Raw genomic sequence first — 22,079 nt, 5'->3', positions numbered from 1 at the left:
CAGGGCGCTTGATGCATCACGACGGCGGCGGGCGGCTGTCGATCCATCCCGCCACGCGTGCCAGGCCCGCCAGGCCCGCGCGAAAAACACAACAAGCATTGGAGACTCGCTCATGCAACGCAGAAGCTTTCTCGCCGGTACGGCCGCGCTCGCGGCCGCTTCGCTCGGTGCCGCGCCGCTCGCCTTCGCCCAGCAGAACAAGCTCGAAACGAAGAAAGTGGCGATCGCCGTGGGCGGCAAGAACCTCTTTTACTACTTGCCGCTCACGATCGCCGAGCGGCGCGGTTTCTTCAAGGACGAAGGCCTCGACGTCGAGATCTCGGACTTCGCGGGCGGCTCGCAGGCGCTGAAGGCGGCCGTGGGCGGCAGCGCCGACGTGGTCTCGGGCGCGTTCGAGCACACCATTCTGCTGCAGGCGCAACACCAGATGTTCCGCGAGTTCGTGTTGCAGGGCCGCGCGCCGCAAATCGTGCTGGCCGTTTCGAAGAAGGCGATGCCGAACTACAGGAGCATCGCCGACCTCAAGGGCAAGAAGATCGGCGTGACGGCGCCGGGCTCGTCCACGTCGATCATGGCGAGCTTCGTGCTGGCGAAGGCGGGACTCAAGCCCACCGATGTTGCGTTCATCGGCGTGGGCGCCGGCGCGGGCGCGATCGCCGCGCTGCAGTCGGGCCAGATCGATGCGCTCGCGAACCTCGATCCCGTCATGACGAGGCTCGACCGCGCGGGCGACATTCGCGTGGTCTCGGACACGCGCACGCTCGCGGACACGCATTCGGTGTTCGGCGGCGACATGCCGGCGGGCTGCCTCTACGCATCGGAGAGCTTCATCACGAAGAATCCGAACACGACGCAGGCGCTTACCAACGCAATGGTGCGCGCGCTCAGGTGGCTGCAGGGCGCTACGGGCGCGCAGCTCATCGACACCGTGCCCGAAAGCTATCTGCTCGGCGACCGCGCGCTCTATCTCGCGGCGTGGGAGCACGTGAAGGAGGCGCTCTCGCCGGATGGCCTGATGCCCGCCGACGGTCCCGCCACGGCGCTCAGGACGCTGCAGTTCGACCCGAACATCAAGGGCAAGCCGATCGATCTTTCGAAGACGTGGACCAACGACTTCGTGAAGAAGGCGCTCGGGACCGTCAAGAGCTGACGCTCGCGCGGTTCGATGCGCTGTCCGGCGCGCCGTGCCGGGTAACTGCTTGCCCGGCGCGGCGTCGCGTTTCCTGTTTATTTGCTGCGTGGCCGTAGCACGCCTGCCGTCCGCGGCCTCAAGACGATGACCGTTCCCGCTCTCGCGCTCGACAACATCACGTGCACCTTCGCTTCGCGCGAAGATCGCGCGCAACGCTACACCGCCGTCGCGAACGCGACGCTGCGCATCGCGCCCGGCGAATTCGTCTCGGTGGTCGGGCCGACGGGCTGTGGCAAATCCACGCTGCTCAACGTGGGCGCGGGCCTGCTCGCGCCGACTTCGGGCACGGTGAGCGTGTTCGGCGAGCGCCTCACGGGCCTGAACCGCCGCGCGGGCTACATGTTCCAGGCCGACGCGCTGATGCCGTGGCGCAGCGCGCTCGACAACGTGATGGCAGGCCTCGCGTTTCACGGCGTCGCGCCCGGCGAGGCCCGCGCGCAAGCCGGGGAGTGGCTCAAGCGCGTGGGGCTCGGCGGCTTCGGAGACCGCTATCCGCACCAGCTTTCGGGCGGCATGCGAAAGCGCGTGGCAATGGCGCAGACGCTCATTCTCGACCCCGACATCGTCCTCATGGACGAGCCGTTTTCGGCGCTCGACATCCAGACGCGCCAGCTCATGGAGAACGAACTGCTCGACCTGTGGGCCGCGAAGCGCAAGGCGGTGCTCTTCATCACCCACGATCTGGACGAAGCGATCGCCATGTCGGACCGCGTGGTGGTGCTTTCGGCGGGGCCGGGCACGCATCCGATCGGCGAATTCACGATCGATCTGCCGCGCCCGCGCGACGTGGCGGAAGTGCGTTCGCATCCGCGTTTCGTCGAACTGCATGCGCAGATCTGGGGCGTGCTGCGCGACGAGGTGCTCAAGGGGTATCAGCAGCAGCTAGCGGCGGGGTGAACGACACATGGCGCAATCGAAGGAACTGACAGGCAAAGAGACCCCCATCATGTGGAAACGGCTGCTCCCGAACCGGGCCAATCTCGTCGTGTGGCAGTGGCTGCTGCTCGTCGCGTGCTTCGCGCTGTGGTATGTGTTCACGAGCCCCACGCTCCTGCCGCCCGTCTATTTCGACGACCCCAACAAGGCCGCGTTCTTCTTCGGCGAGCCGCAGAAGGTGCTCGTGCGCATCTGGGAATGGTTCGCGACCGGCGAGATCTGGCTGCATCTGTGGGTGACGCTCGTCGAGACCGTGCTCGCCTTCGCGATCGGCACGATCACGGGCCTCGCCGTCGGCTTGTGGCTCGCGCTCGCGCCCACTTCCAGCGCGCTCTTCGATCCCTATATCAAGGCCGCAAACTCGATGCCGCGCGTGATTCTCGCGCCGATCTTCGGCGTGTGGTTCGGCCTTGGCATCTGGTCGAAGGTGGCGCTCGGCGTCACGCTCGTGTTCTTCATCGTGTTCTTCAACGTTTATCAGGGCGTGAAGGAAGTTAGCCCGGTCGTGCTCGCGAACGCGCGCATGCTCGGCGCGAACCGCCGGCAGTTGCTGCGTCACGTCTACCTGCCGAGCGCGATGAGCTGGGTGTTTTCGAGCCTGCATACGTCGGTCGGGCTCGCGTTCGTCGGTTCGGTGGTGGGCGAGTATCTTGGTTCGGCAAGCGGTGTCGGCTATCTGATCCTGCAGGCCGAGGGCACCTTCGACATCAATACCGTGTTCGCCGGTATTCTCGTGCTGACCGCGTTCGCGTTGATTCTCGATGCGCTGGTGGGGCTCGCCGAGCGGCGGTTCATGAAGTGGCAGCCGAAGACCGGCGACACCGAAAAGCTCTGAGCGCGCGGCGAGCGCGCCCATCCATCGTGCAAGGCAAAACGGCTCACGTATCGCGAGCCGTTTTCGTTTGGGTGCGCGTTTGGCGCGAAGCGATCAGGGCTCGATCACGATCTTGCCCGTCACCTTGCGCGAGGCCATGTCCTTGAGCGCCTGCGCGGTATCCGCGAGTCGATAGCGCTTCGAGACGTAAGGCTTGAGCTTGCCTTCGCCGATCCAGCCCACCATCTGCGCGAACGCGGCCGCATTGTGCTGCGGCTCGCGGCGCGCGAAATCCCCCCAGAATACGCCGACGAGGCTCGCGCCCTTGAGCAGCGCGAGATTGAGCGGCAGCTTGGGAATTTCGCCGTTCGCGAAGCCCACCACGAGATAGCGCCCGCGCCAGCCTATGCTGCGAAACGCCGGCTCCGCATACTCGCCGCCGACCGGGTCGTAGATCACGTCGGGGCCCTTGCCGTCGGTGAGCGCCTTGATGCGCTCGCGCAGGTCCTCGGTACTGTAGTTGATGGTGGCATCCGCACCGAAGCGGCGGCAGACCTCGAGCTTCTCTTCGCTCGACGCCGCCGCGATCACGCGCGCGCCGAGCACCTTGCCGATCTCCACGGCCGCAAGGCCCACGCCGCCTGCCGCGCCGAGCACGAGCATCGTTTCGCCCGCGCGTAGCGCAGCGCGATCCACGACGGCGTGATGCGAGGTGCCGTAGGCGAGCGTGAAGGCCGCGGCCGTTGGGAAATCGGCGTCCTCGGGCAGCGGCACGCATGCCGCCGCGTCGGCAATCGCCTGTTCGGCGAATGCACCGGTGCCCACATAAGCGACGACGCGCGTGCCGGGCGCGAGCTTCACGCCGTCGCCCGCTGCGCGCACCACGCCGGCAAGTTCGGCGCCGGGCGTGAAGGGCAGCGGCGGCTTCATCTGATACTTGTTCTCGATGATGAGCACGTCGGGGAAGTTGACGGCCGCGGCCTTCACGTCGATCACGACCTGGCCGGAGCCCGGCGCGAGGTCGGGCAGGTCTTCGAGCATGAGCGAGTCGGGCGGGCCGTACTGGTTGCAGCGGATTGCGCGCATCGTGTCTCCTGTCGTTGCTTCGGTTGCTTCGTTTATGGATTCGCCACAGCGGGACAGTGTACGGTAATCCGCCGCAATGCGAACGATCGTGCGATTTGTTTGGTGCCGTTTGCCGGGCGTTGCGCAGGCGAACATACAACAGCGAGCCGGCGCGCGGCCTGGGCGTCCGAAGCGCCGCGCCGCATGGGCCGGCCTGTCGTTCGCGCGCCTTCTTTCCTCGGTTACAATCGCCCGATGCGAATACTACTCAGCAACGACGACGGTTATCTCGCCCCCGGCCTTGCTGCGCTCTACGAGGCGCTCAAGCCGCTCGGCGAAGTCACGGTGATGGCGCCCGAGCAGAACTGCAGCGCCGCATCGAACTCGCTCACGCTGTGGCGCCCGTTGTCGGTGTTGCGCTCGGCGACGACCGGCTTCTACTACGTGAACGGCACGCCCACCGACTCGGTGCACATCGCGCTCACGGGCATGCTCGACCAGAAGCCCGACCTCGTGGTCTCCGGCATCAACAACGGGCAGAACATGGGCGAGGACACGCTGTATTCGGGCACCGTCGCCGCGGCCACCGAAGGCATCATGTTCGGCGTGCCGTCCATTGCATTCTCGCTCGTCGACAAGGACTGGATGCACCTCGATTCCGCTGCGCGCGTCGCGGCCGGGATCGTGGCGCATTACCTCGCGAATCCGCTGCCCGGTCATCCGCTGCTCAACGTCAACATCCCGAATCTGCCTTATGACGAGCTTGGCGAATGGCGCGTCACGCGTCTCGGCAAGCGTCATCCCTCGCAGCCCGTGATCCGCCAGACCAATCCGCGCGGCGAGCCGATCTACTGGATCGGGCCGTCGGGCGGCGCGCGCGACGCAAGCGAGGGCACGGACTTTCACGCGGTATCGCACGGCCATGTTTCGATTACGCCGCTGCAACTCGACCTCACGCACACGCAGATGTTGCCCGTGACGCACGAATGGGCGCGCAAGGGCGGCAGCGCTTCATGACGGGCGAGCGCACGAAGCGTTTTCCGCTCGGGCTCGCCGATCTGGTGCGTGAGCCGCGCCGGCGCGAGGCGCGTCCCGACGCCGCGCGCACGCCGCTCGCGGGTGTGGGCGCGAGCAACGGCGGCGCCGCGAAGCCCGTTGCGAAGTCCACGGCAAGCGCGCCGTTCAAGGCGTCGCCCGCGAGGCCAGCCAATGCGAAACCGGTGAGTGCGGTGAGCGCGAGGCCGGCAAGCGCGGCGCCGGCAACGCATGCTGCCGCCAACGCTGCGCCGCCGCGCGCCGCGGCTTCCGTCGGCGCCAGTGCGCTGCGGACCGGGGCTCCGGCCACCGGCGCGCCCGCCGTTGCGCTAAACGGCGCGCACGCATTGACCTCGGAACGCGTGCGCGAACGCATGGTCGAACGCCTGCGTGCAAACGGCATTGCCGATGCGCGCGTGCTCCAGGCGCTCGCGGCCGTGCCGCGCCACATGTTCGTCGATCCAGGGCTCGCTACCCAGGCCTACGAAGACGCGGCGCTGCCGATCGGGCATCACCAGACCATCTCGAAGCCGTCGGTCGTCGCGCGCATGCTCGAACTGGCGGGCGCGGGCCGCGTGCTGGAGCGCGTGCTGGAAATCGGCACCGGCTGCGGCTATCAGGCCGCCGTGCTGAGCCAGATTGCGCGCGACGTGTATTCCATTGAACGCATCAAGCCGTTATACGAGCGCGCGAAGACGAACCTTCGCCCGCTGCGTATCCCGAACATCCGCTTGCACTACGGCGACGGACGGCTCGGTTTGCCGTCGGCGGCGCCGTTCGACGCGATCGTGATCGCGGCCGCGGGCTTCGACGTGCCGCAGGCGCTGCTCGAACAGCTCGCCATCGGCGGCCGGCTCGTGGCGCCGGTGGCCTTGCCGGGCACGCAGGCGGCGGGCAGCGCGGGCGAAGCCGCCCAGGTGCTGACGCTCGTCGAGCGCACGGGGCCGGCGCAGTGGCGGGAGTCGCGCCTTGATCGCGTTTTCTTTGTCCCCTTAAAATCTGGAGTGATCTGAATCCGATGAGTATGTTGCGCGCGATCCAAAGAAACCGCCTGCATGTCGACCTGACCGTAGCTACCCGTGGCGCTTCGGTCATCGCGCTCTGTCTTCTGACCGCATGCGCCACGCGACTCGATCAGGCACCCGTGGTGGACCGCACCGCGCCGCTCGGCACGGCGGCCGCACAGCCTCCCGTCCCGCTCGGCCCTCCGCCTCCGGGATATTACCGGGTGAAGCCGGGCGACACTCTCTATAGGATTGCGCTCGAAAACGGCCAGAATTATCGCGACATCGCCGCGTGGAACAATCTCACCAACCCGAACCAGATCGAAGTGGACCAGTTGTTGCGCGTGGTGCCGCCCGGTGCGGGCAACGCATCGGCATATACGCCGGGCGTCGTGACCGCGCCGGTGCCGGGCGTGGGCGCGCCGGCGGCGGGATCGCCGGCGCAGCCGCCGATCTACGGCCCGGGCGCGCCCGCAGCGGCGCCGTCGGCCGCCGTCGCGCCGCAGCCCGCTGCGAGCGGCGGCGACCTGGCTGCGGCGCCGGGCAATATTGTGCTGGGATGGCCGGTGCGCGGTCCGGTGCTCAACGGCTTCGACGATTCGAAGAACAAGGGCATCAATATCGGTGGCGCGCCGGGCGATCCGGTCAAGGCAGCCGGCGACGGACGCGTGGTTTATGCCGGAAATGGGCTGCGCGGTTATGGCAATCTCATTATCATCAAGCATGACGCGACGTTTCTGACCGCGTATGCACACAACCGGGCTTTGATGGTAAAAGAAGGGGATGCGGTCACCAAAGGTCAGAAGATCGCCGAAATGGGCAATACCGACTCGGACCGGGTGATGCTGCATTTCGAAGTACGCCGCCAGGGTAAGCCCGTCGACCCACTGAAGTACTTGCCGCCGCAATAAAGCGAGCCGACCATGCCGAAATCGAAGCGCCGTCTGCAGCAATCCGAGTCTGACAGCCAAGCCGCCCAGGTTTCGGTGGAGGACGGCGCGCAGTCGGGCGACGATGACGCGTTGCCCGACCTCGACGGCGGCCGCGATTACGAAGAACGCGAAGAACGCGAATCCGCCGCCGACGAAGGCGGCGCAGCCGAGGTCGGCGAGCCCGCCGAAGCCGCGCCCGACGCCGACGATTTCCGTGCCATGCTGCAGGCCGAACTCACGGCCGACACCATCCAGCATTATCTGAACCGGATCAGCGTGAAGCCGCTGCTCACCGTCGAGGAAGAGCAGCGCTACTCGCGGCTTGCCAAGGCAGGGGAGTTCGAGGCGCGTCAGGTGATGATCGAGCGCAATCTGCGGCTCGTCGTCAGCATTGCCAAGGGATACCTCAATCGTGGCGTCCCTCTGCTCGATCTGATCGAAGAGGGCAACCTCGGCCTCATGCATGCGATCGAGAAGTTCGATCCCACGCGCGGCTTCCGTTTCTCGACGTATGCGACCTGGTGGATCCGTCAGAGCATCGAGCGCGCGATCATGAACCAGGCGCGCACCGTGCGCCTGCCGGTGCACGTGATCCGCGAGCTGAATCAGGTGCTGCGCGCGAAGCGCCATCTGGAGAAGAATTCGCTCAATGCCGATTCGGCCTCCGAGCGGCGCGACGCCAGCATCGACGACATCGCTTACCTCACGGGCAAGACCACGGAGGAAGTCACCGATATTCTCGCGCTCAACGAGCATACGGCGTCGCTCGACGCGCCGCTCGACCTCGACCCGGCCAGCAGCCTGCTAGACCTGCTTTCGGACGACCAGAGCCAGTCTCCCGACGCCGAAGTGCAGCACCGCGAACTGGAAACGCTCACACGCGCCTGGCTTGGGCGACTATCCGACAAGCATCGCCATGTCATCGAACGGCGCTTCGGGCTGAACCATATCGAGCCGGCCACGCTCGAAGAGCTGGCCGACGAAATGGGCCTCACCCGCGAGCGCGTGCGTCAAATCCAGCAGGAGGCGCTGGTGCGTCTCAAGCGCTTTTTTGCTTCGAACGGCGTGCGCAAGGACGCCGTTCTTTAACCCTCGCAGTCCATCTGAATGACAGTTCCCGTACTCGTATTCGACATCGAGACGATTCCCGATGTCGACGGCATTCGCCGTCTCGAAGATCTGCCCGCCACGCTCACCGATACCGAAGTCGCCGAGCAGGCCTTTGCCGCGCGTCGCGAGAAGACGGGCAGCGATTTCCTGCCGCATCATCTGCAGCGCGTGGCCGCGATCTCGTGCGTGTTCCGCGACGGGCAGGGCTTTCGCGTGCGCTCGCTCGGCACGCCGGAAGATGGCGAAGCGCGCCTGATCGACTCGTTCTACCGCACGATCGAGAAGTACTCGCCGCAGCTCGTCTCCTGGAACGGCGGCGGGTTCGATCTGCCGGTGCTGCATTACCGGGCGCTCGTGCACGGCATTCGCGCGGTGCGCTACTGGGAAATGGGCGATGAGGACCGCGAGTTCAAGTGGAACAACTACATCAGCCGCTACCACACACGTCACACGGACCTGATGGACCTGCTCGCGATGTATCAACCGCGCGCGAACGCGCCGCTCGACGCGCTCGCGAAGCTCTGCGGCTTTCCGGGCAAGCTCGGCATGGACGGCGGCCAGGTATGGACGGCGTTCCGGGAGGGGCGTATCGAGGAGATCCGCAACTACTGCGAAACCGACGTGGTGAACACATATCTGCTTTATTGCCGGTTCCAGATGATGCGCGGCGGATTCACCGAGCGCGAATATGCGGACGAGATCGCGTTCGTGAAGCAGTCGCTCGGCGCGGAAACCGCGCCGCACTGGGGCGAGTATCTCCAGGCGTTCGCGAACTGAACGCGCACGGACGCCCCTTCGACACCCGTTAGCCCAGTTCGAGCACGATTGGCTGATGGTCCGACGCCTGGGTCGCGCCGTCGATTTCGCAGCTTCGGATGCGCGGGCGCAAGTCCTCGGTGACAAAGACGAAGTCGCACGTGAGCGGGCCGTCCGACCATTGTTTCGTGTCGTAGATGCCCGCCGTGTGCGGCGGCGTCGCGCCGGGATGCAGCGCGGTCCACGCGTCGATGAAGGCCGGGCTGCCCGCGAGCGGTTCGAGCATGCGCGTGTAGGCCTCGCTGCCCCACGCGCTGTTGAAATCGCCGCAAACGATCGCGCCGGGCGGCCTCGCGGTGCGCACGAACGGCCCGGTGTCGTTTTCGGCGGGGGCAGGGTGCGCTGCATGGTCGGCGGCTTCCTGTTGCAGCCGCCGCAGTTCGTCCACCTGCGCTAGCCGCTGGCGCAGCGAATAGAACTCCAGGTGCGTAACGAGCACCCGCAGCGCGCCACCCGGCGCGTCCAGCACGGCTTCGAGCGCGACGCGCTGCATTGAGGGCGAGTTCGAATCGGCGGGCCATGGCAACGCGTGGCGGAAAACCTGCCCGACGGGCAGGCGCGTCGCGAGCGCGTTGCCGAACTGGCGGCGCGGCTTGAGCGGCACGGTTTGGCCCGGGTCTCGTTCGTCCTGCAACGCAGGCAAGTCCGCGCCGATCGCCGCGATCACGGTGTAGCCCGGCAGCAGCGCGCGGAGTTCGGCGAACTGGTCATCGCCGGGGGCGCCGGGCAGCGCGTGAAACCCGCGAGTCACTTCCTGCAGGCACAGCACGTCGAAGTCGGCAAGGCGTTGTGCCTCCCGCACCGTGCGCGGGAGATCGACGACGCCCGAAGCGTCGCGCCCCCACTGCACATTCCAGCTCAGTAGTTTCATTGACTAGGTAACCATATATTTTTATGGGATTTGTGTCGTCGTTAGATCGACTTCTATATCCCTAAAAATACCCCTTGGCGGGACCGTTTGAGCTTTGCCCGCCGCGGAAGGCACATTTTTAGATAATACCGCTCCGATGCCGTCATGGTTATCCCGAACAACGAGCCAGCGATTTTTCTATCAAACGACATGGCCGAGGGCGGCAATCTTGCTTCTATGGCGGTCTTTCCGAGGTCCCGGCAGGTTATGCGGAGGTACGTCCGACTATTGCGCTGCAGCAGCCGAAATATGCGCTGGACGGTCATGACGGAATTGCATTCCGTCAATTCTGGACATATTCCGGTAATGCCCCCGCAAATCCAGCGTCGGTAGAAGTAGAATTTTCTCGTTAAGAGGGAGTTCTGCGGATGAAGAAGTCGAGATTCACGGACAGCCAGATATTGGAGGCGCTCAAGCGCGCGGAGGCTGGGCTGGCGGTACCGGAGCTATGCCGGGAACTGGGCATCAGTTCGGCAACGTTTTATAAATGGCGCTCGAAGTACGGCGGCATGGACGCGTCGATGATGTCGCGCATGAAGGAGCTCGAGGCGGAGAATGCCCGCCTTCGCAAGATGTACATCGAAGAGAAGCTCAAGGCTGGGATTGCCGCGGAGGCGCTGCAAAAAAAGTTCTGAAGCCATCTCGTCGGCGCGAGATGGCAAGGCAGGTTGTTCAACAACGCCGTGTGTCGATTCGTGTGGCGTGCGCGGTGTTCGGAATCAGCGAGTCGTGCTACCGGTACGAGGCGAAGTCGAACACGGAGAACGAAGAGATTGCCGACTGGCTGCTGCGCATCACGGGCTGCCATCGCAACTGGGGCTTTCTGCTGTGCGACTTCTACCTGCGTAACGTGAAGGGATTCGGCTGGAACCATAAGCGCATTTACCGGATTTACCGCGAGCTGGAACTGAACCTGCGTATCAAGCCGAAGAAGCGCCTGGTGCGGGAGACGCCACAGCCGCTGTGCGTGCCGCAGGCCATCAATGAAGTGTGGTCGATGGACTTCATGCATGACCAACTGGTTGACGGGCGCAGTATCCGGACGCTAAACGTGATTGATGATTTCAACCGGGAGGCGCTGGGCATCGAGGTGGATTTCTCGTTGCCATCGGAGCGGGTGATTTCGCACGCTGAAGCAGCATATGGAATGTCGAGGCAAGCCGAAGGTCATCCGGTGCGACAACGGCCCGGAATATCTGAGCGCGGCCATCGTGACGTGGACGCAGAAGCAAGGTATCCGGCTGGAGTACATCGAGCCGGGCAAGCCGCAGCAAAACGCATATATCGAACGGTTCAACCGGACCGCACGATACGAATGGCTGTCGCAGTATTTGTGGGAAGACCTGGAGCAGGTTCGCGAAGCGGCGGCCGACTGGATGTGGACTTACAATCACGAGCGCCCAAATATGGCATTGGGCGGTTTTACCCCGAAGCAACGGCTGGCCATGGCCGCTTAGTTTCTACTTCTGCCTGCCGTGGAAAACGGGGGCATTACCATACCATCCACGCTGTCCTGTTCGTCGTATCTCTCGTAACGGGAGGCGCCTCGTCTGTCGTCTGACGGACGGAACACTTTCTTGCTGTGAATCCCGCGGCTACGGATCGGTAGCTCAGTGACGGACTTTCGATTTCGAGGAAATGATGACGAAGGTATCAAGACCGGTTATCAGTAACATGATTGCGAGTCTCTCAAAATTTGGCGGCCATATCCAGAAAGCTTTGCGCTACTTCCTGGATCCGGCAAGTGGTGAGCTATTCGAGGCGGATACGTCACAGATTGCGGATCTGGTGAAGCTTGACTGCTTGGTGTGGCTATCCCTTGAAACCGCCAACGCACCTTTTGCAGAGGAAACAGAGCGCGTAGACCATTTGGTCCTTCATGCAACCTGAAGACTGCGTTCCAATCCACGTGATCCGGTATTGCTTCAATCGCCAATTTATACAGCGACGTGGCTATTAGATCCAGCGAATGTGGGACTGCTGCATGCTCTTCATCTCCGCTTACTCTGGGACGGCTATTCGGACACCGTAGCATCTTTGAAGGGTGATGTAAAAATCAATAATTAAAAATCGTTAAATCAATCTCAAAAATTGCATCTGCCTTCAGCTCATGTTATTAAACGTATGAAGAATCATTGAAGATTCAAGGCATGGTTGAATCCGCAACAAGTTACGCGTAAATCAGGCCGCTGTTTGACTGAACTCCGATAGGTCCGGGAAGCCGGATAGCGGTATTGTCTGGTAGAAGAAGGGAGCGAGAACGATGCAAACAGGCAATACCGGTAACTGCTGCGATTGTACTAGCTCACCCATATGCGATGCCTCTGAAAGCTGGTTGAGGATGCAGCGGTGAGCATGGACCCGCGCCTGCTCGAATACTACAACTCCGAACTGCTGTACCTGCGTGCGCGGGTCGTCGAGTTCGCCCGGCAGCATCCCAAGATTGCGCGCCGCCTGGGGCTGCAGGCCGGAGACATCCTCGACCCCTATGTCGAGCGGCTGGTCCAGGCATTCTGCTTCATTTTTGCACGGGTGCGCATCCAGCTTGATGCCGCCTTTCCCAGCTTTACCGGACCGCTGCTCGAAGTCGTCTATCCCAATTACGTCGCGCCCACGCCTTCGATGGCGGTCGCCCGACTTCATCCGGACCATTCCGAGGGTAGCCTCGTCAAGGGATTTTGCGTCGAGCGCGGCACGGCCTTCACCAGCCGCGTGCCCGAAGGCGAAGTGACGCCGTGTGGATTCCGCAGCGGCCTGTCCGTGATGCTCTGGCCGCTGGACCAGCCGCAAGCCCGGATCACGGGTGTCCCGCCCGACATCCCCGGACTGGAACAGTTCGTTGCGCCCGGGCGGCCCGTCAAGGGCGCGCTACGCCTGAAGCTGCGCACCACCGGCGAAGTGCGCATGTGCGACCTGCAGGGACTGGACGAGCTGACCTTCCATCTGGGCGGCGAGGAAAGCACGGCATCGCGCCTGTTCGAGCTCATCCATGCGGCGGGACTCGCCACCGTCACGGGCGAGCCCGGCACGTTCAGCGCGGCGCAGCGCCGCTTCAATGTCGCGGGCCGCGATTCGATCGTCCCGGCCGGCATGGAGCCGGGCGACAGTCTGCTCCCTGCCGCGTGGAAAAAATATCACGGCCACGGGCTGCTCCACGAATTTGCGGCATGCCCCGCACGCTTCTGGTTCTTTACGCTGAAGGGCCTCGCTGCTGGCCTGCGGCACATCAAGGGCCGCGAAGCCGAGATCGTTGTGCTGCTCGACCGCTACCCGGGCGAACTCGCCGCCCGCGTGGACGGCAGGGATTTCGTGCTCTTTGCCACGCCCGTCGTCAACCTGTTCCGGCGTACGACCGACCCGGTGGAGATGCCCGGCACGCGCGGCGAATTCCGGCTGGAGGCGGATCTGCTGCGGCCGCAGGATGTTGAGGTTCACTCGATCAACGCGCTTTACGGGCAGGTCGCCGCGGAATCGGAAAAGCTCGGCTTCGAGCCGCTCTTTCAGGCGCTGAACCAGGACGAGAACAGCCACGGCCGGTATTTCACCACGCGGCGTGAGCACCGCCTGACGGGTAATTCGAAACGCCGCTACGGCACGCATACGTCCTATATGGCGACCGACACCTTCGTGTCGCTGGTGGACGGTAGCCAGAGTCCGTACGGCGAGCCCGTGAAGTACCTGAGCATCGACGCGTGGCTGACCAACCGCGACCTGCCGAACCTGCTGCGCTGCGACGGCGTTAACGATCTGACGCCCGACATTTCGGCTCCCTTCAGGACGGCTGGGCTGATCCGGGCGCCGTCCGCACCGCGCCCGCCGCTGGCCGAACGTGAAGCAGCCTGGCTGCTGATCCAGCAACTGAACCTGAACTGCCTGCCGTATAGCGACGAGAATGCCGCGAGCGGCGCGCACGGGCTGCGCGATGTATTGAGGCTCTTCAATGCGCCCGGCGACACGCGCTTCGCGCGCCAGATCGACAGCCTGACAGGTCTTGCCGCCCGGCCGGTAAACCGGCGCCTGCCAGGCAACGACGGAATCATGTTTGGTCGCGGCATCGAATGCAGCCTGACGGTCGACGAGCGCGGCTTCGATGGACACAGTCCGTACCTGCTTGGCCTGATTCTCGAACATTACCTCGCCCGCAACGTCCCGGCCCACTCGTTCACGCAGACCGTACTGTATTCGCAGCAGCGCGGACGTATCGCGACATGGCCCGTGCGCATGGGCACACGCGAAGTGGCCTGATGCGAGCCGCAATCCCCATCCAGACCGACCCTCATGACGCTGCCCGAGGCAGAGCCGCATGCCGAATCTGACGAAACCCCGCACCTTCACGGTCAGCGGTCCCGCGTTGCCGACACTCGCTGACGGCGAACCGGCATTGCTGCTGCGCCGGATCAGGGGCGAGGAAACGCTCTCGACCATCTACGCGTATGACCTTGAACTGGTCACGGCGCTCGATCTGCCCGACAGCATGGCCGCCAACTTCGACCTCAAGCAGATGGTGGGCAAGGAGCTAACGGTAGCGATTCAGCTCGAAGGCATGGGTGTCTTCGTCGCGGGTGCTGTCGGGGCCACGGGTGCGGCGAACATTGGCTCCGGGGTGCGCGAAATCAGCGGCATCGTCACCGAGGCGCGGCTCGCGGCACAGCTCAACCGCCAGTATGTCTACCGGCTGAAACTGGAACCGTGGATCGAACTGGCACGGCGCAGGACGGACTTCCGCACCTTCCAGAACAGGACGGTGGTGGAAATCATCGATGAGGTGCTCAAGGGCAACTACCTCTATTCGTACGTGAAGCGCCTGAACGGCACTTACCCGAAGCTGGTCTGGCAGGTCCAGTATGGCGAGGACGATTTTTCTTTCATCCAGCGATTGATGGAAGAGCACGGCATCTACTGGTTCTTCGAGCACTCGAAGACCGTGCATCGCCTGGTGCTCGTGGACAACCTGGGTGCGCACAAGCCGGTCGGGAGCGCCGCCTACCAGACGCTGTCGTATTACCCGCCGGGCCACAAGATCGACCGCGAATACGTTAGCACCTTCGCACCGGCCTCGAGCATCCAGTCCGGCGAGTGGACTACGGACGATTTCGATTTCACGAAACCGAGGGCGAACCTCCAGACACGTAACGCGTTACCGCAGCAGACGGCGCACAACCAGCTCACCGTCTACGAATGGCCAGGCGACTATACCGATCCGCAGCAGGGCGAGCAGTTCGCGCGTATCCGCATGCAGGAAATCCGCTCGCGGGGTGAGCGCGCGACGGGCGAAGGCAATCTGCGCGATGTGGTCTGTGGCACGACCTTCACGCTTTCGGGCTTCCCGCAGGACGCGGCCAACCGCGAATATCTCGTGATCCGTGCCGAACTGGACGCGATCGAGACCGGCGAACAGACGGGGTCGGGCGAATACGCGTTCACCGTGAAGTTCGAGGTGCAGCCCTCGAACGTGATGTACCGGCCGCCGCGCACGATCGAGAAGCCCCGCACAACCGGCCCGCAGACCGCCATCGTCACGGGCGCGCCCGGCTCCGAAATCTGGACCAACAACTACGGGATGGTGAAGCTCAGCTTCCACTGGGACCATTCAGGCGTCAAGGACCAGAACTCATCGTGCTGGGTCCGGGTGTCATATACGTGGGCGGGGGCCAACTTCGGCGGCATCAGCATTCCGCGCGTAGGAACCGAGGTCATTGTCGATTTCGAGAATGGCGATCCGGATCGTCCCATTGTGGTCGGGCGCGTCTACAACGCGATGACGATGCCGCCGTGGCAGCTTCCTGCCAACGCGACCCAGAGCGGCATCCTCACGCGCTCTAGCGAAGGCGGCGCCTATGCCACGGCCAACGCGATCCGCTTCGAGGACAAGAAGGGCGCGGAGCAGCTGTGGATTCAGGCCGAGCGCAACATGGACACCGTGGTCGAGGCCGACGAAACGCACACGGTGGGCCACGACCGCACGAAGACCATTGGCCACGACGAGACCGGCAGCATCGGGCGCCACTGGAAGCTGCAGACCGGCGGCTACAAGTACGAGACGGTGAATCTCGCGTCGGTGCAGAACGTGGGTCTGGGCAAGATGCTCAACGTCGGCATGGCGTACAACGTCAACGTGGGCGGCCTGTACCTGCGCAACGTGGCGCTGCAGATGGCGAGCACGGTGGGCATGGACCGCACGGACCGCGTGGTGCAGAACTGGACGGCGGACGTGGGGCACACGTACACGCTGACGGTGCGCGGCAAGGCCGTGGGCGATGCAGTGCAGGCCGACCAGGCGACCCCCATCGACGCGACGCCGGACTTTGCACCGCAGTTGCCGGGACCGGTGTCGAGTGCCACGTCCAACCAGTTGCAGCTGACCGACAGGGGCGAGAGCAGCCTTTCGGGTGCGAAGCAGACGAAGCTCGTCGGACCGGGCGGTAGCGTGACGATCGACGACGCGGGGATTACCGTCGAAGGCAAGTCCATTACCCTGAAGTCGTCGAACATCAGCATGACGGGCGGCAGCGCAGGCGGACTTGCGCCGGTGACGGAGGCCGACTGCGCGGAGTGCGCGAAGAAGACCACCAGTGACCATCCGGTGGATGTCGCGACCGGCCAGAAGATTCTGGCGCATGACGACTTCACGCTGCCGGGACGCATGCCGATCATCTGGAGCCGTACCTACCGCAGCGCAGACCAGCGCACGGGGAGTCTTGGTGTCGCATGGAAGCTCCCCTATGCAACCGAGGTGCGCAGCGGCACGGCGGGTCTCACCTACTTCGATGCGGACGGTCGGGAACTGCAGTTCCCCGCGCTGGAACCGGGCGAGGAGCACTTCCACCGCCTGGAGAAGTACACGCTCGCCCGGGGCGAAGACAGCGTGGCGGGGCCGACCTATGTCGTGCGCTTTGGTAACAGCGTCGAGGAGCACTACGTTCGTCATCCGGCCGATGACACCCGCTGGCAGTTGCAGCGCATCGCCAACCGCGACGGCCATGCACTGACGCTGCACTATACGCCGCAGGGATGGCTGCACGAGGTCCGCAACAATGAGCACACGGTACGTTGCGTGCTCGATTCCGCGGGGCGTATCACGACGGTCCACCTGGGCGGCCACGGGCAACCGCTGCTTGCAGACTATTCCTACGATACGCACGGCGATCTGGTGGAAGCGATGGACGCCCGGGGGCGTACGTGGCGCTATGCCTACGATCACCACCTGCTGACAGAATACCGTACGCCGTCAGGCGCGACCCACGTCTCGGAATGGACGGGCACGACGCCACAGGCATACTGCCGCCGCACGTATGCGTGGACGCCGTCCGCGAACGGCCAGCGCATCGTCACGCGCGACACGCGCTTCAACTATCTGCCGTCGCTGCGTGTGACACGCGTCACCGACGGTCTGGGCCACACCACCGAATATCACTACAACGGCCTTTGGGCGGTGGAGAAGACCGTTCATTCCGACGGCAGCGTCACGCAAACGCATTTCGACGAAAACGGCAGCGTGAGCGGCCAGACCGATGCGCTGGGCCGCACGACCCGCATGGTCAACGACGCACACGGCAACCCGGTCACGGTCATCGACGCGGCCGGTCAGGTAACGCGCATCAGCTACAACGACCAGAACCTGCCGGTGCAGATCACCGACCCGGCGGGCCAGGTCTGGCAGCGCGGCTACGACGACGCGGGGCACCTCACAAGCGAAACCGATCCGCTCGGCAACACGACGGCCTGGGCGTATGAAAACGGCCTGCCGGTATCGCGCACCGACGCGCTGGGCAACGTCACGAAGATGCAGTGGAACAGCGCCGGACAGATGCTGGCGCGCACCGACTGCTCGGGCAACACGATGCGGTACAGCTATAACGGCCTTGGCCAGTTGACCAGTACGACCGATGCGCTGGGCCGCGTGACGCGCTACCAGGTTGCGGGCTTCAGTACGGGCAATGGTGCCGGCCAGTTGACCGGGTACAGTCCGCCAGGCATGGGCTGGTGGCAGACCCGCTATGACGAGGCGGGCCGCCCCGTCACCCAGCAGGATCCGCTGGAGCGGACCACCCGCACCGCATGGGATGCCTACGACCAGCGCGTTGCCGTCACCGATGCAGCGGGCGGCAACCAGCAGTTCGCCTACGACGACATCGGCCAGATCAGGAAGCTGACCAACGCGAACGGCGAAACGACCACCTTCACGTATGACAACCGGGGGCGGCTTGCCAGCCAGACCGGTTTCGACGGCCGGCGCCAGAGCTACGGCTACAACGCGGTGGGCGAGATGGTCGAGCGCACCGATCACGGCACGGATGGCCAGATCACCACGCACATCGCCTACGATGTGCTCGGCCGCCCCATCGAGCGGCGCGCCAGCGACGGCAGCCAGTGGAGCTACCGGTACGACGCACGCGGGCTGCTCACCCAGGCCCAGTCTTCGGCGCCGGGCCAGACACCGGTGCAGGTGACGTACGAATACGACGCCGCCGGACGGCGCACGGCCGAAGTGCAGTCGCATCATGGGCGCGTATGGCGGATCACGCATGGACTGGATGCGATCGGCAACCGCGACTGGACCTACGTGCCGCAGGCCGGGGCGCTTGTGTGGCAACGCTACGGCTCGGGCCACGTGCACGGCGTGCTGCTTGCCAATGAGCCGATCGCGAACTTCGAGCGCGACGCGCTGCACCGTGAAATCCTGCGCACGCAGGGACCGGCCGCGCACCACTTCCAGTACGCCGATAGCGGACAACTCGCTGCGCACCGGTGGCAGAACCTTGACGGCAGTGGGCGGACGCTGGAACAGCCGCGTGCCTGGCGTACATGGCAGTACGACAAGGCCGGACAGCTGACGGCACTGAACGACACATGGCGCGGCCAGAAAACCTACGGATACGATCCGCTCGCACGGCTCGCGAGCGTGTCCGGGCCGGATGACGCACGGGAGGCGTTTCATTACGACCCGGCGGGCAACCTGCTGGGGATGGCTCCGAGCCGGGACCGCATCGATGCGTGGCACGCGCGCGGGGACCGGCTCCTGAAGTTCGCGCCACCGTCCAGTCCGGACAGGACGGTGGACTTCACCTACGATGGTCACGGCAACCGGATTGCGCGCACTGTGCCGCTGCCGCCGGAGCCTGAACTCACGGACGCCAAACGCCGTCGCCAGCACAGCGGTGAGGCTGTGTTGCGCACAATCGAAGTGCTGACGGGAACGCCCAGGTATGAGACAGCGGAGCCGCGCCCTGAAGAGGTACGCTACCAGTACGACGGCAGCCACCAGCTCATCGCGATCGACCATGCCGACGGCGCCCGCACGCAGTACCAGTATGACGCGCTCGGTCGCCGCGTGGCGAAGCATCACACGGCGGCAGGTAAAGGCACCGCGACGACGCTCTTCGTGTGGGATGGCGACTGGATGGTGCAGGAGATCACGGCAGGCCGGACCACGCACGGCGACGTGCCGGTCACCTATGTGAAGCACCCGGATCACTCAGGGCCGCTTGCGCGGATCACTGCGAGTGGCGTGCAGCATTATGTGACCGATCATCTCGGCACGCCGCAGGAAATCTACGACAGCCAGCGCAAGGTGCTGTGGGCGGCGAACTTGAGCGCGTATGGGCGCGTGACCAAACGCTTTGCGGGCGAAGTGGGCAATCCGGTCCGATTCGCGGGGCAGTACTATGATTATGAATCAGGGCTGCACTACAACCGACATCGCTACTATGACCCGGAGACGGGTCGATATGTCAATCAGGACCCGATAGGACTCAAAGGTGGCATGAATCGGTACGCCTATACGGGGGGAAACCCTATTAGCTTTATTGATCCAATGGGTCTTCAACATGTCTCGGGGCAGTGGAAAGATTGCGGCAAGGGATGTCGGATTCGAATTGATAAAAATGCATCAGGCGAGGGGCGACATCTACATTGGGAGTGTAAGGGGAAAGACGGCGCGATGGGAGAGTATGGAGGAACCTCGCATGGGGAGGATTACACTTCAGCCCCCAACATTATTAAAGAATGCGCGAAGAAAAACGGATTCAAACCAGAGCCGGAGGAATCGAAATGTCCAAAGAATTCGTCAGCAGCAAAGGCGGTCGTGGCGACTGGCGCTGGAATTGGTGCTGGTTACATTGCGTACAGAATCATAAGAATGATTCCGTCACTTTTCCCGCCGTTGTGGGGGACCATTCCGGAAAATGTTGCAATTCCATGATTGTTACCTTGCATAAGGACTGAGAATATGAGTGACTTTGGATCGTTGAATTCCATTGAGTGGCATGATGGAATTTTTCTGGGGTGGCAGGTCGATTTTAACGATTCCGCTTGCATATCGATGGATTTTCGACTTTACCCCGACCCCGAAGGTAAGGAGCGAAAAAATGTGAAAGCTATTTTTTCTGGCATCACTAGCTTGCATAGCTCAATCGATGCCATTGAACTTCTGGACAATCGCCGAGCGGGAAATGTGAGTAACGCGTACATAAAGAAGGATGGCGGCCGTGGAAAATACAAATTCTTTCTCTATCTGGTGGACGGTCTAATAACGTTGAGCTTTCGTGATTTTGTCCTGGAGATTGGCAAATAAAGAATGACAACTCCTATCGCAACCTTGGGCACCGCGACCACACATGGCGGCGCAGTAGTTTCCTGCGCTGCCGGTGCGATGATTGACGGCCGCCTCGCCGCCTGTGTTGGCGATCAGACCGCGTGCCCCACGCATGGCCCCGGCGTCATCACGTCCGGCTCGATGCCCACGATCAACGGCCGACAGGTTGCCCATCATGGCAGCGGCACCAGTTGTGGCGCGACGCTCATCGTGCCCGGCGCAGGCCCGACAGTGTGAAGATTCCGCTAGACCCCTCGGCACTGACACTCCGTTGACGACAGACGACGCGAAGGCGCTGTGCGTCGCGGAATGCCGCCCAAACGATAATCTGAATGAACGACGTTCCCCATGAGCCCGGCGCGGAGCCGCGCAAGCTTCCTCCTCCCGTTCGGAAAGTAGCCCCCACCTCCGGTGAGCCTGTCCGCCCTGAACCGGTCTTTTCGGTTCCGCCCGGGGAGCCGCTGGATGCCGAGCGACTGGCAAAAATCCGGCTCGACCGGAACCCGTTGCTCGAAGCTGCCCGACCGTTGCTATGGGCGCTCGCGGACATGCCCGAAAAGCTTGATCAGCTCACCGGCGACCTGTTGCGCAACGTGATCGCAACAGAAATCCTGGCATTCCAGCGGCTCTGCGAGCCGGCCAGTATCCGGCGCGATCACATGCTCGCCGCGCGCTATTGCCTGTGCACGGCACTCGACGAGGTCGCCATGCGTGCGCTGTCGGATCATGGTGGCCAGAATAATGCCGGGACATGGGCGGGCAATGCACTCGCTACCATCTTTCACGACGACACCAGGGGCGGGGACAAGATGTATCTGCTGACCGGCAGGCCGATGCAGGATTCGCACGAGCACCGGAACCTGCTTGAAGTGATTTACTGCATCCTCAGTTTTGGCTTCCTTGGCCGCTGCTACGTCCACGGCTACGATGGCCACCGCTGCCACGAAGCAGTGCGCCAGCGCATCTATAACGAGATCATGGCGCGCCGTGAACCGGTGCCTGTAGCGTTGTCGCGCAACGTGAAACGCACCGTGCGTCCGAAGCGTGCCTCGTTTTATGACTTCCCGGTGTGGATCACGGTGACCCTGCTGTCGCTGGTTCTGCTTGCGATCTGGGGCTACTACAAATACGAACTGGTGACGCGCATCGAAGAAATCCGGAAGCAGATCGGCGACATCGCGCGCATCACGCCACCGCCCGCACCGTCTGTCCTGCATCTGAAAACGCTGCTCCAGAACGAGATCGCAGCAGGTACGGTCAGCGTGGACGAGGATACGCACCACAGTGCCGTGACCTTCCGCGGCGATGCGATGTTCCCGCCCGGTGGGGCTTCGGTGCAACCGTCGATGGGGCCGCTGATTGCGAAAATCGCGGGCGAGATTGCGAAAGTGCCGGGCAAGGTGTCAGCAGGCCACGCACCGTTCTGCCGTACTACTGGTCACGAGGTAAGTTGATGGATCAAACTTCGCCGGCGGAGGCTCTACCCGAAGAAATGCTGTCGGCCGACATGATCGAGCGGCTGCAACAGCAGCCGTGGCGTTTCGGTTTCCTGAGCCTGATGCGGCGCATCGGTGCTAATCCGCGCATTGATCCGATCGGCAAGGCGCAGTTGCCGTCGGCAGAACCCTTTAGTCTCGGCCAGAAGCCAAGCCTGATATTCGCACCGAGCGA

The 22,079-nt window shown here is 63.7% G+C and carries 17 protein-coding genes and 1 pseudogene; 16 read left to right on the top strand and 2 right to left on the bottom strand.

Translation table 11 applies throughout. The annotated features are described in order from the left end of the window. Positions 1–112: 112 nt before the first annotated feature. The 3 genes from BLU17_RS08770 (at position 113) to BLU17_RS08760 (ending at position 2,963) form a co-directional block, all read left to right on the top strand. On the top strand, positions 113–1,150 hold the full coding sequence (locus BLU17_RS08770; protein ID WP_091996345.1) for an ABC transporter substrate-binding protein: 1,038 nt from the start codon (positions 113–115) through the stop codon (positions 1,148–1,150). A 126-nt stretch (positions 1,151–1,276) separates the two neighbouring features. Continuing rightward, complete coding sequence (locus BLU17_RS08765; protein ID WP_091996520.1) at positions 1,277–2,089, top strand: ABC transporter ATP-binding protein; 813 nt, start codon at positions 1,277–1,279, stop codon at positions 2,087–2,089. A gap of 49 nt (positions 2,090–2,138) precedes the next feature. Next, complete coding sequence (locus BLU17_RS08760) at positions 2,139–2,963, top strand: ABC transporter permease (RefSeq protein ID WP_091996344.1); 825 nt, start codon at positions 2,139–2,141, stop codon at positions 2,961–2,963. A gap of 93 nt (positions 2,964–3,056) precedes the next feature. Here BLU17_RS08760 and BLU17_RS08755 read toward each other — a convergent pair whose 3' ends face one another. Then, positions 3,057–4,028: an NADPH:quinone oxidoreductase family protein gene (locus BLU17_RS08755; protein WP_091996343.1), complete on the bottom strand. Its 972-nt coding sequence runs from the start codon at positions 4,026–4,028 to the stop codon at positions 3,057–3,059. A 234-nt stretch (positions 4,029–4,262) separates the two neighbouring features. On the opposite strand from BLU17_RS08755, the gene surE reads away from it, so the two are divergent. From surE to BLU17_RS08730, 5 genes are read left to right on the top strand one after another with little or no spacing between them, the layout of a single operon-like run. Then, positions 4,263–5,024, top strand: a complete 762-nt coding sequence (gene surE, locus BLU17_RS08750) for a 5'/3'-nucleotidase SurE (protein WP_091996518.1) — start codon at positions 4,263–4,265, stop codon at positions 5,022–5,024. Then, positions 4,994–6,055 (top strand): protein-L-isoaspartate(D-aspartate) O-methyltransferase, encoded by a 1,062-nt coding sequence (locus BLU17_RS08745; protein WP_176928977.1) that lies wholly within the window; start codon positions 4,994–4,996, stop codon positions 6,053–6,055. The genes surE and BLU17_RS08745 overlap by 31 nt, the downstream gene beginning before the upstream one ends. Positions 6,056–6,060: 5 nt before the next feature. After that, positions 6,061–6,957 carry a peptidoglycan DD-metalloendopeptidase family protein gene (locus BLU17_RS08740; protein ID WP_091996342.1) on the top strand — a complete coding sequence of 299 codons (897 nt, stop codon included), beginning with the start codon at positions 6,061–6,063 and terminating at the stop codon, positions 6,955–6,957. A 12-nt stretch (positions 6,958–6,969) separates the two neighbouring features. Continuing rightward, a complete protein-coding gene (rpoS, locus tag BLU17_RS08735; RefSeq protein WP_091996341.1) occupies positions 6,970–8,067 on the top strand; it encodes an RNA polymerase sigma factor RpoS in 1,098 nt (365 codons plus the stop codon). A gap of 18 nt (positions 8,068–8,085) precedes the next feature. Continuing rightward, on the top strand, positions 8,086–8,865 hold the full coding sequence (locus tag BLU17_RS08730) for a 3'-5' exonuclease (RefSeq protein ID WP_091996340.1): 780 nt from the start codon (positions 8,086–8,088) through the stop codon (positions 8,863–8,865). Between the two features lie 28 nt (positions 8,866–8,893). Here the strand turns inward: BLU17_RS08730 and BLU17_RS08725 are convergent, their stop codons facing one another. Continuing rightward, the gene (locus BLU17_RS08725) at positions 8,894–9,775 is read right to left on the bottom strand and encodes an endonuclease/exonuclease/phosphatase family protein (protein ID WP_091996339.1); all 882 of its coding nucleotides are present in this window, start codon (positions 9,773–9,775) and stop codon (positions 8,894–8,896) included. A 407-nt stretch (positions 9,776–10,182) separates the two neighbouring features. On the opposite strand from BLU17_RS08725, the pseudogene BLU17_RS08720 reads away from it, so the two are divergent. The 8 genes and pseudogenes from BLU17_RS08720 to BLU17_RS08685 all read left to right on the top strand — a co-directional run. Then, positions 10,183–11,271 (top strand): annotated as a pseudogene (locus BLU17_RS08720) (IS3 family transposase). A 184-nt stretch (positions 11,272–11,455) separates the two neighbouring features. Further along, positions 11,456–11,704: a hypothetical protein gene (locus BLU17_RS08715; RefSeq protein ID WP_143189199.1), complete on the top strand. Its 249-nt coding sequence runs from the start codon at positions 11,456–11,458 to the stop codon at positions 11,702–11,704. A 465-nt stretch (positions 11,705–12,169) separates the two neighbouring features. Next, a complete protein-coding gene (gene tssF, locus BLU17_RS08710) occupies positions 12,170–14,059 on the top strand; it encodes a type VI secretion system baseplate subunit TssF (RefSeq protein WP_091996337.1) in 1,890 nt (629 codons plus the stop codon). 58 nt (positions 14,060–14,117) lie between these two features. Then, positions 14,118–20,015 carry a type VI secretion system tip protein TssI/VgrG gene (gene tssI / locus BLU17_RS08705; RefSeq protein ID WP_091996336.1) on the top strand — a complete coding sequence of 1,966 codons (5,898 nt, stop codon included), beginning with the start codon at positions 14,118–14,120 and terminating at the stop codon, positions 20,013–20,015. A gap of 27 nt (positions 20,016–20,042) precedes the next feature. Then, positions 20,043–20,387: a hypothetical protein gene (locus BLU17_RS08700; RefSeq protein ID WP_091996335.1), complete on the top strand. Its 345-nt coding sequence runs from the start codon at positions 20,043–20,045 to the stop codon at positions 20,385–20,387. Positions 20,388–20,390: 3 nt separating this feature from the next. Beyond that, on the top strand, positions 20,391–20,645 hold the full coding sequence (locus BLU17_RS08695; protein ID WP_091996334.1) for a PAAR domain-containing protein: 255 nt from the start codon (positions 20,391–20,393) through the stop codon (positions 20,643–20,645). 95 nt (positions 20,646–20,740) lie between these two features. After that, positions 20,741–21,862 carry a type IVB secretion system protein IcmH/DotU gene (gene icmH, locus BLU17_RS08690; protein WP_091996333.1) on the top strand — a complete coding sequence of 374 codons (1,122 nt, stop codon included), beginning with the start codon at positions 20,741–20,743 and terminating at the stop codon, positions 21,860–21,862. 38 nt (positions 21,863–21,900) lie between these two features. Continuing rightward, the coding region (locus BLU17_RS08685; RefSeq protein WP_425434079.1) for a type VI secretion system baseplate subunit TssG at positions 21,901–22,079 on the top strand (179 nt) is incomplete at its 3' end.

Source organism: Paraburkholderia lycopersici (assembly GCF_900096975.1).
In the GTDB taxonomy this organism is placed as follows: Bacteria; Pseudomonadota; Gammaproteobacteria; order Burkholderiales; family Burkholderiaceae; genus Paraburkholderia; species Paraburkholderia lycopersici.
The sequence above is the reverse complement of the archived record's forward strand: the minus strand, read 5'-3'. Positions and strand labels throughout refer to the sequence as shown.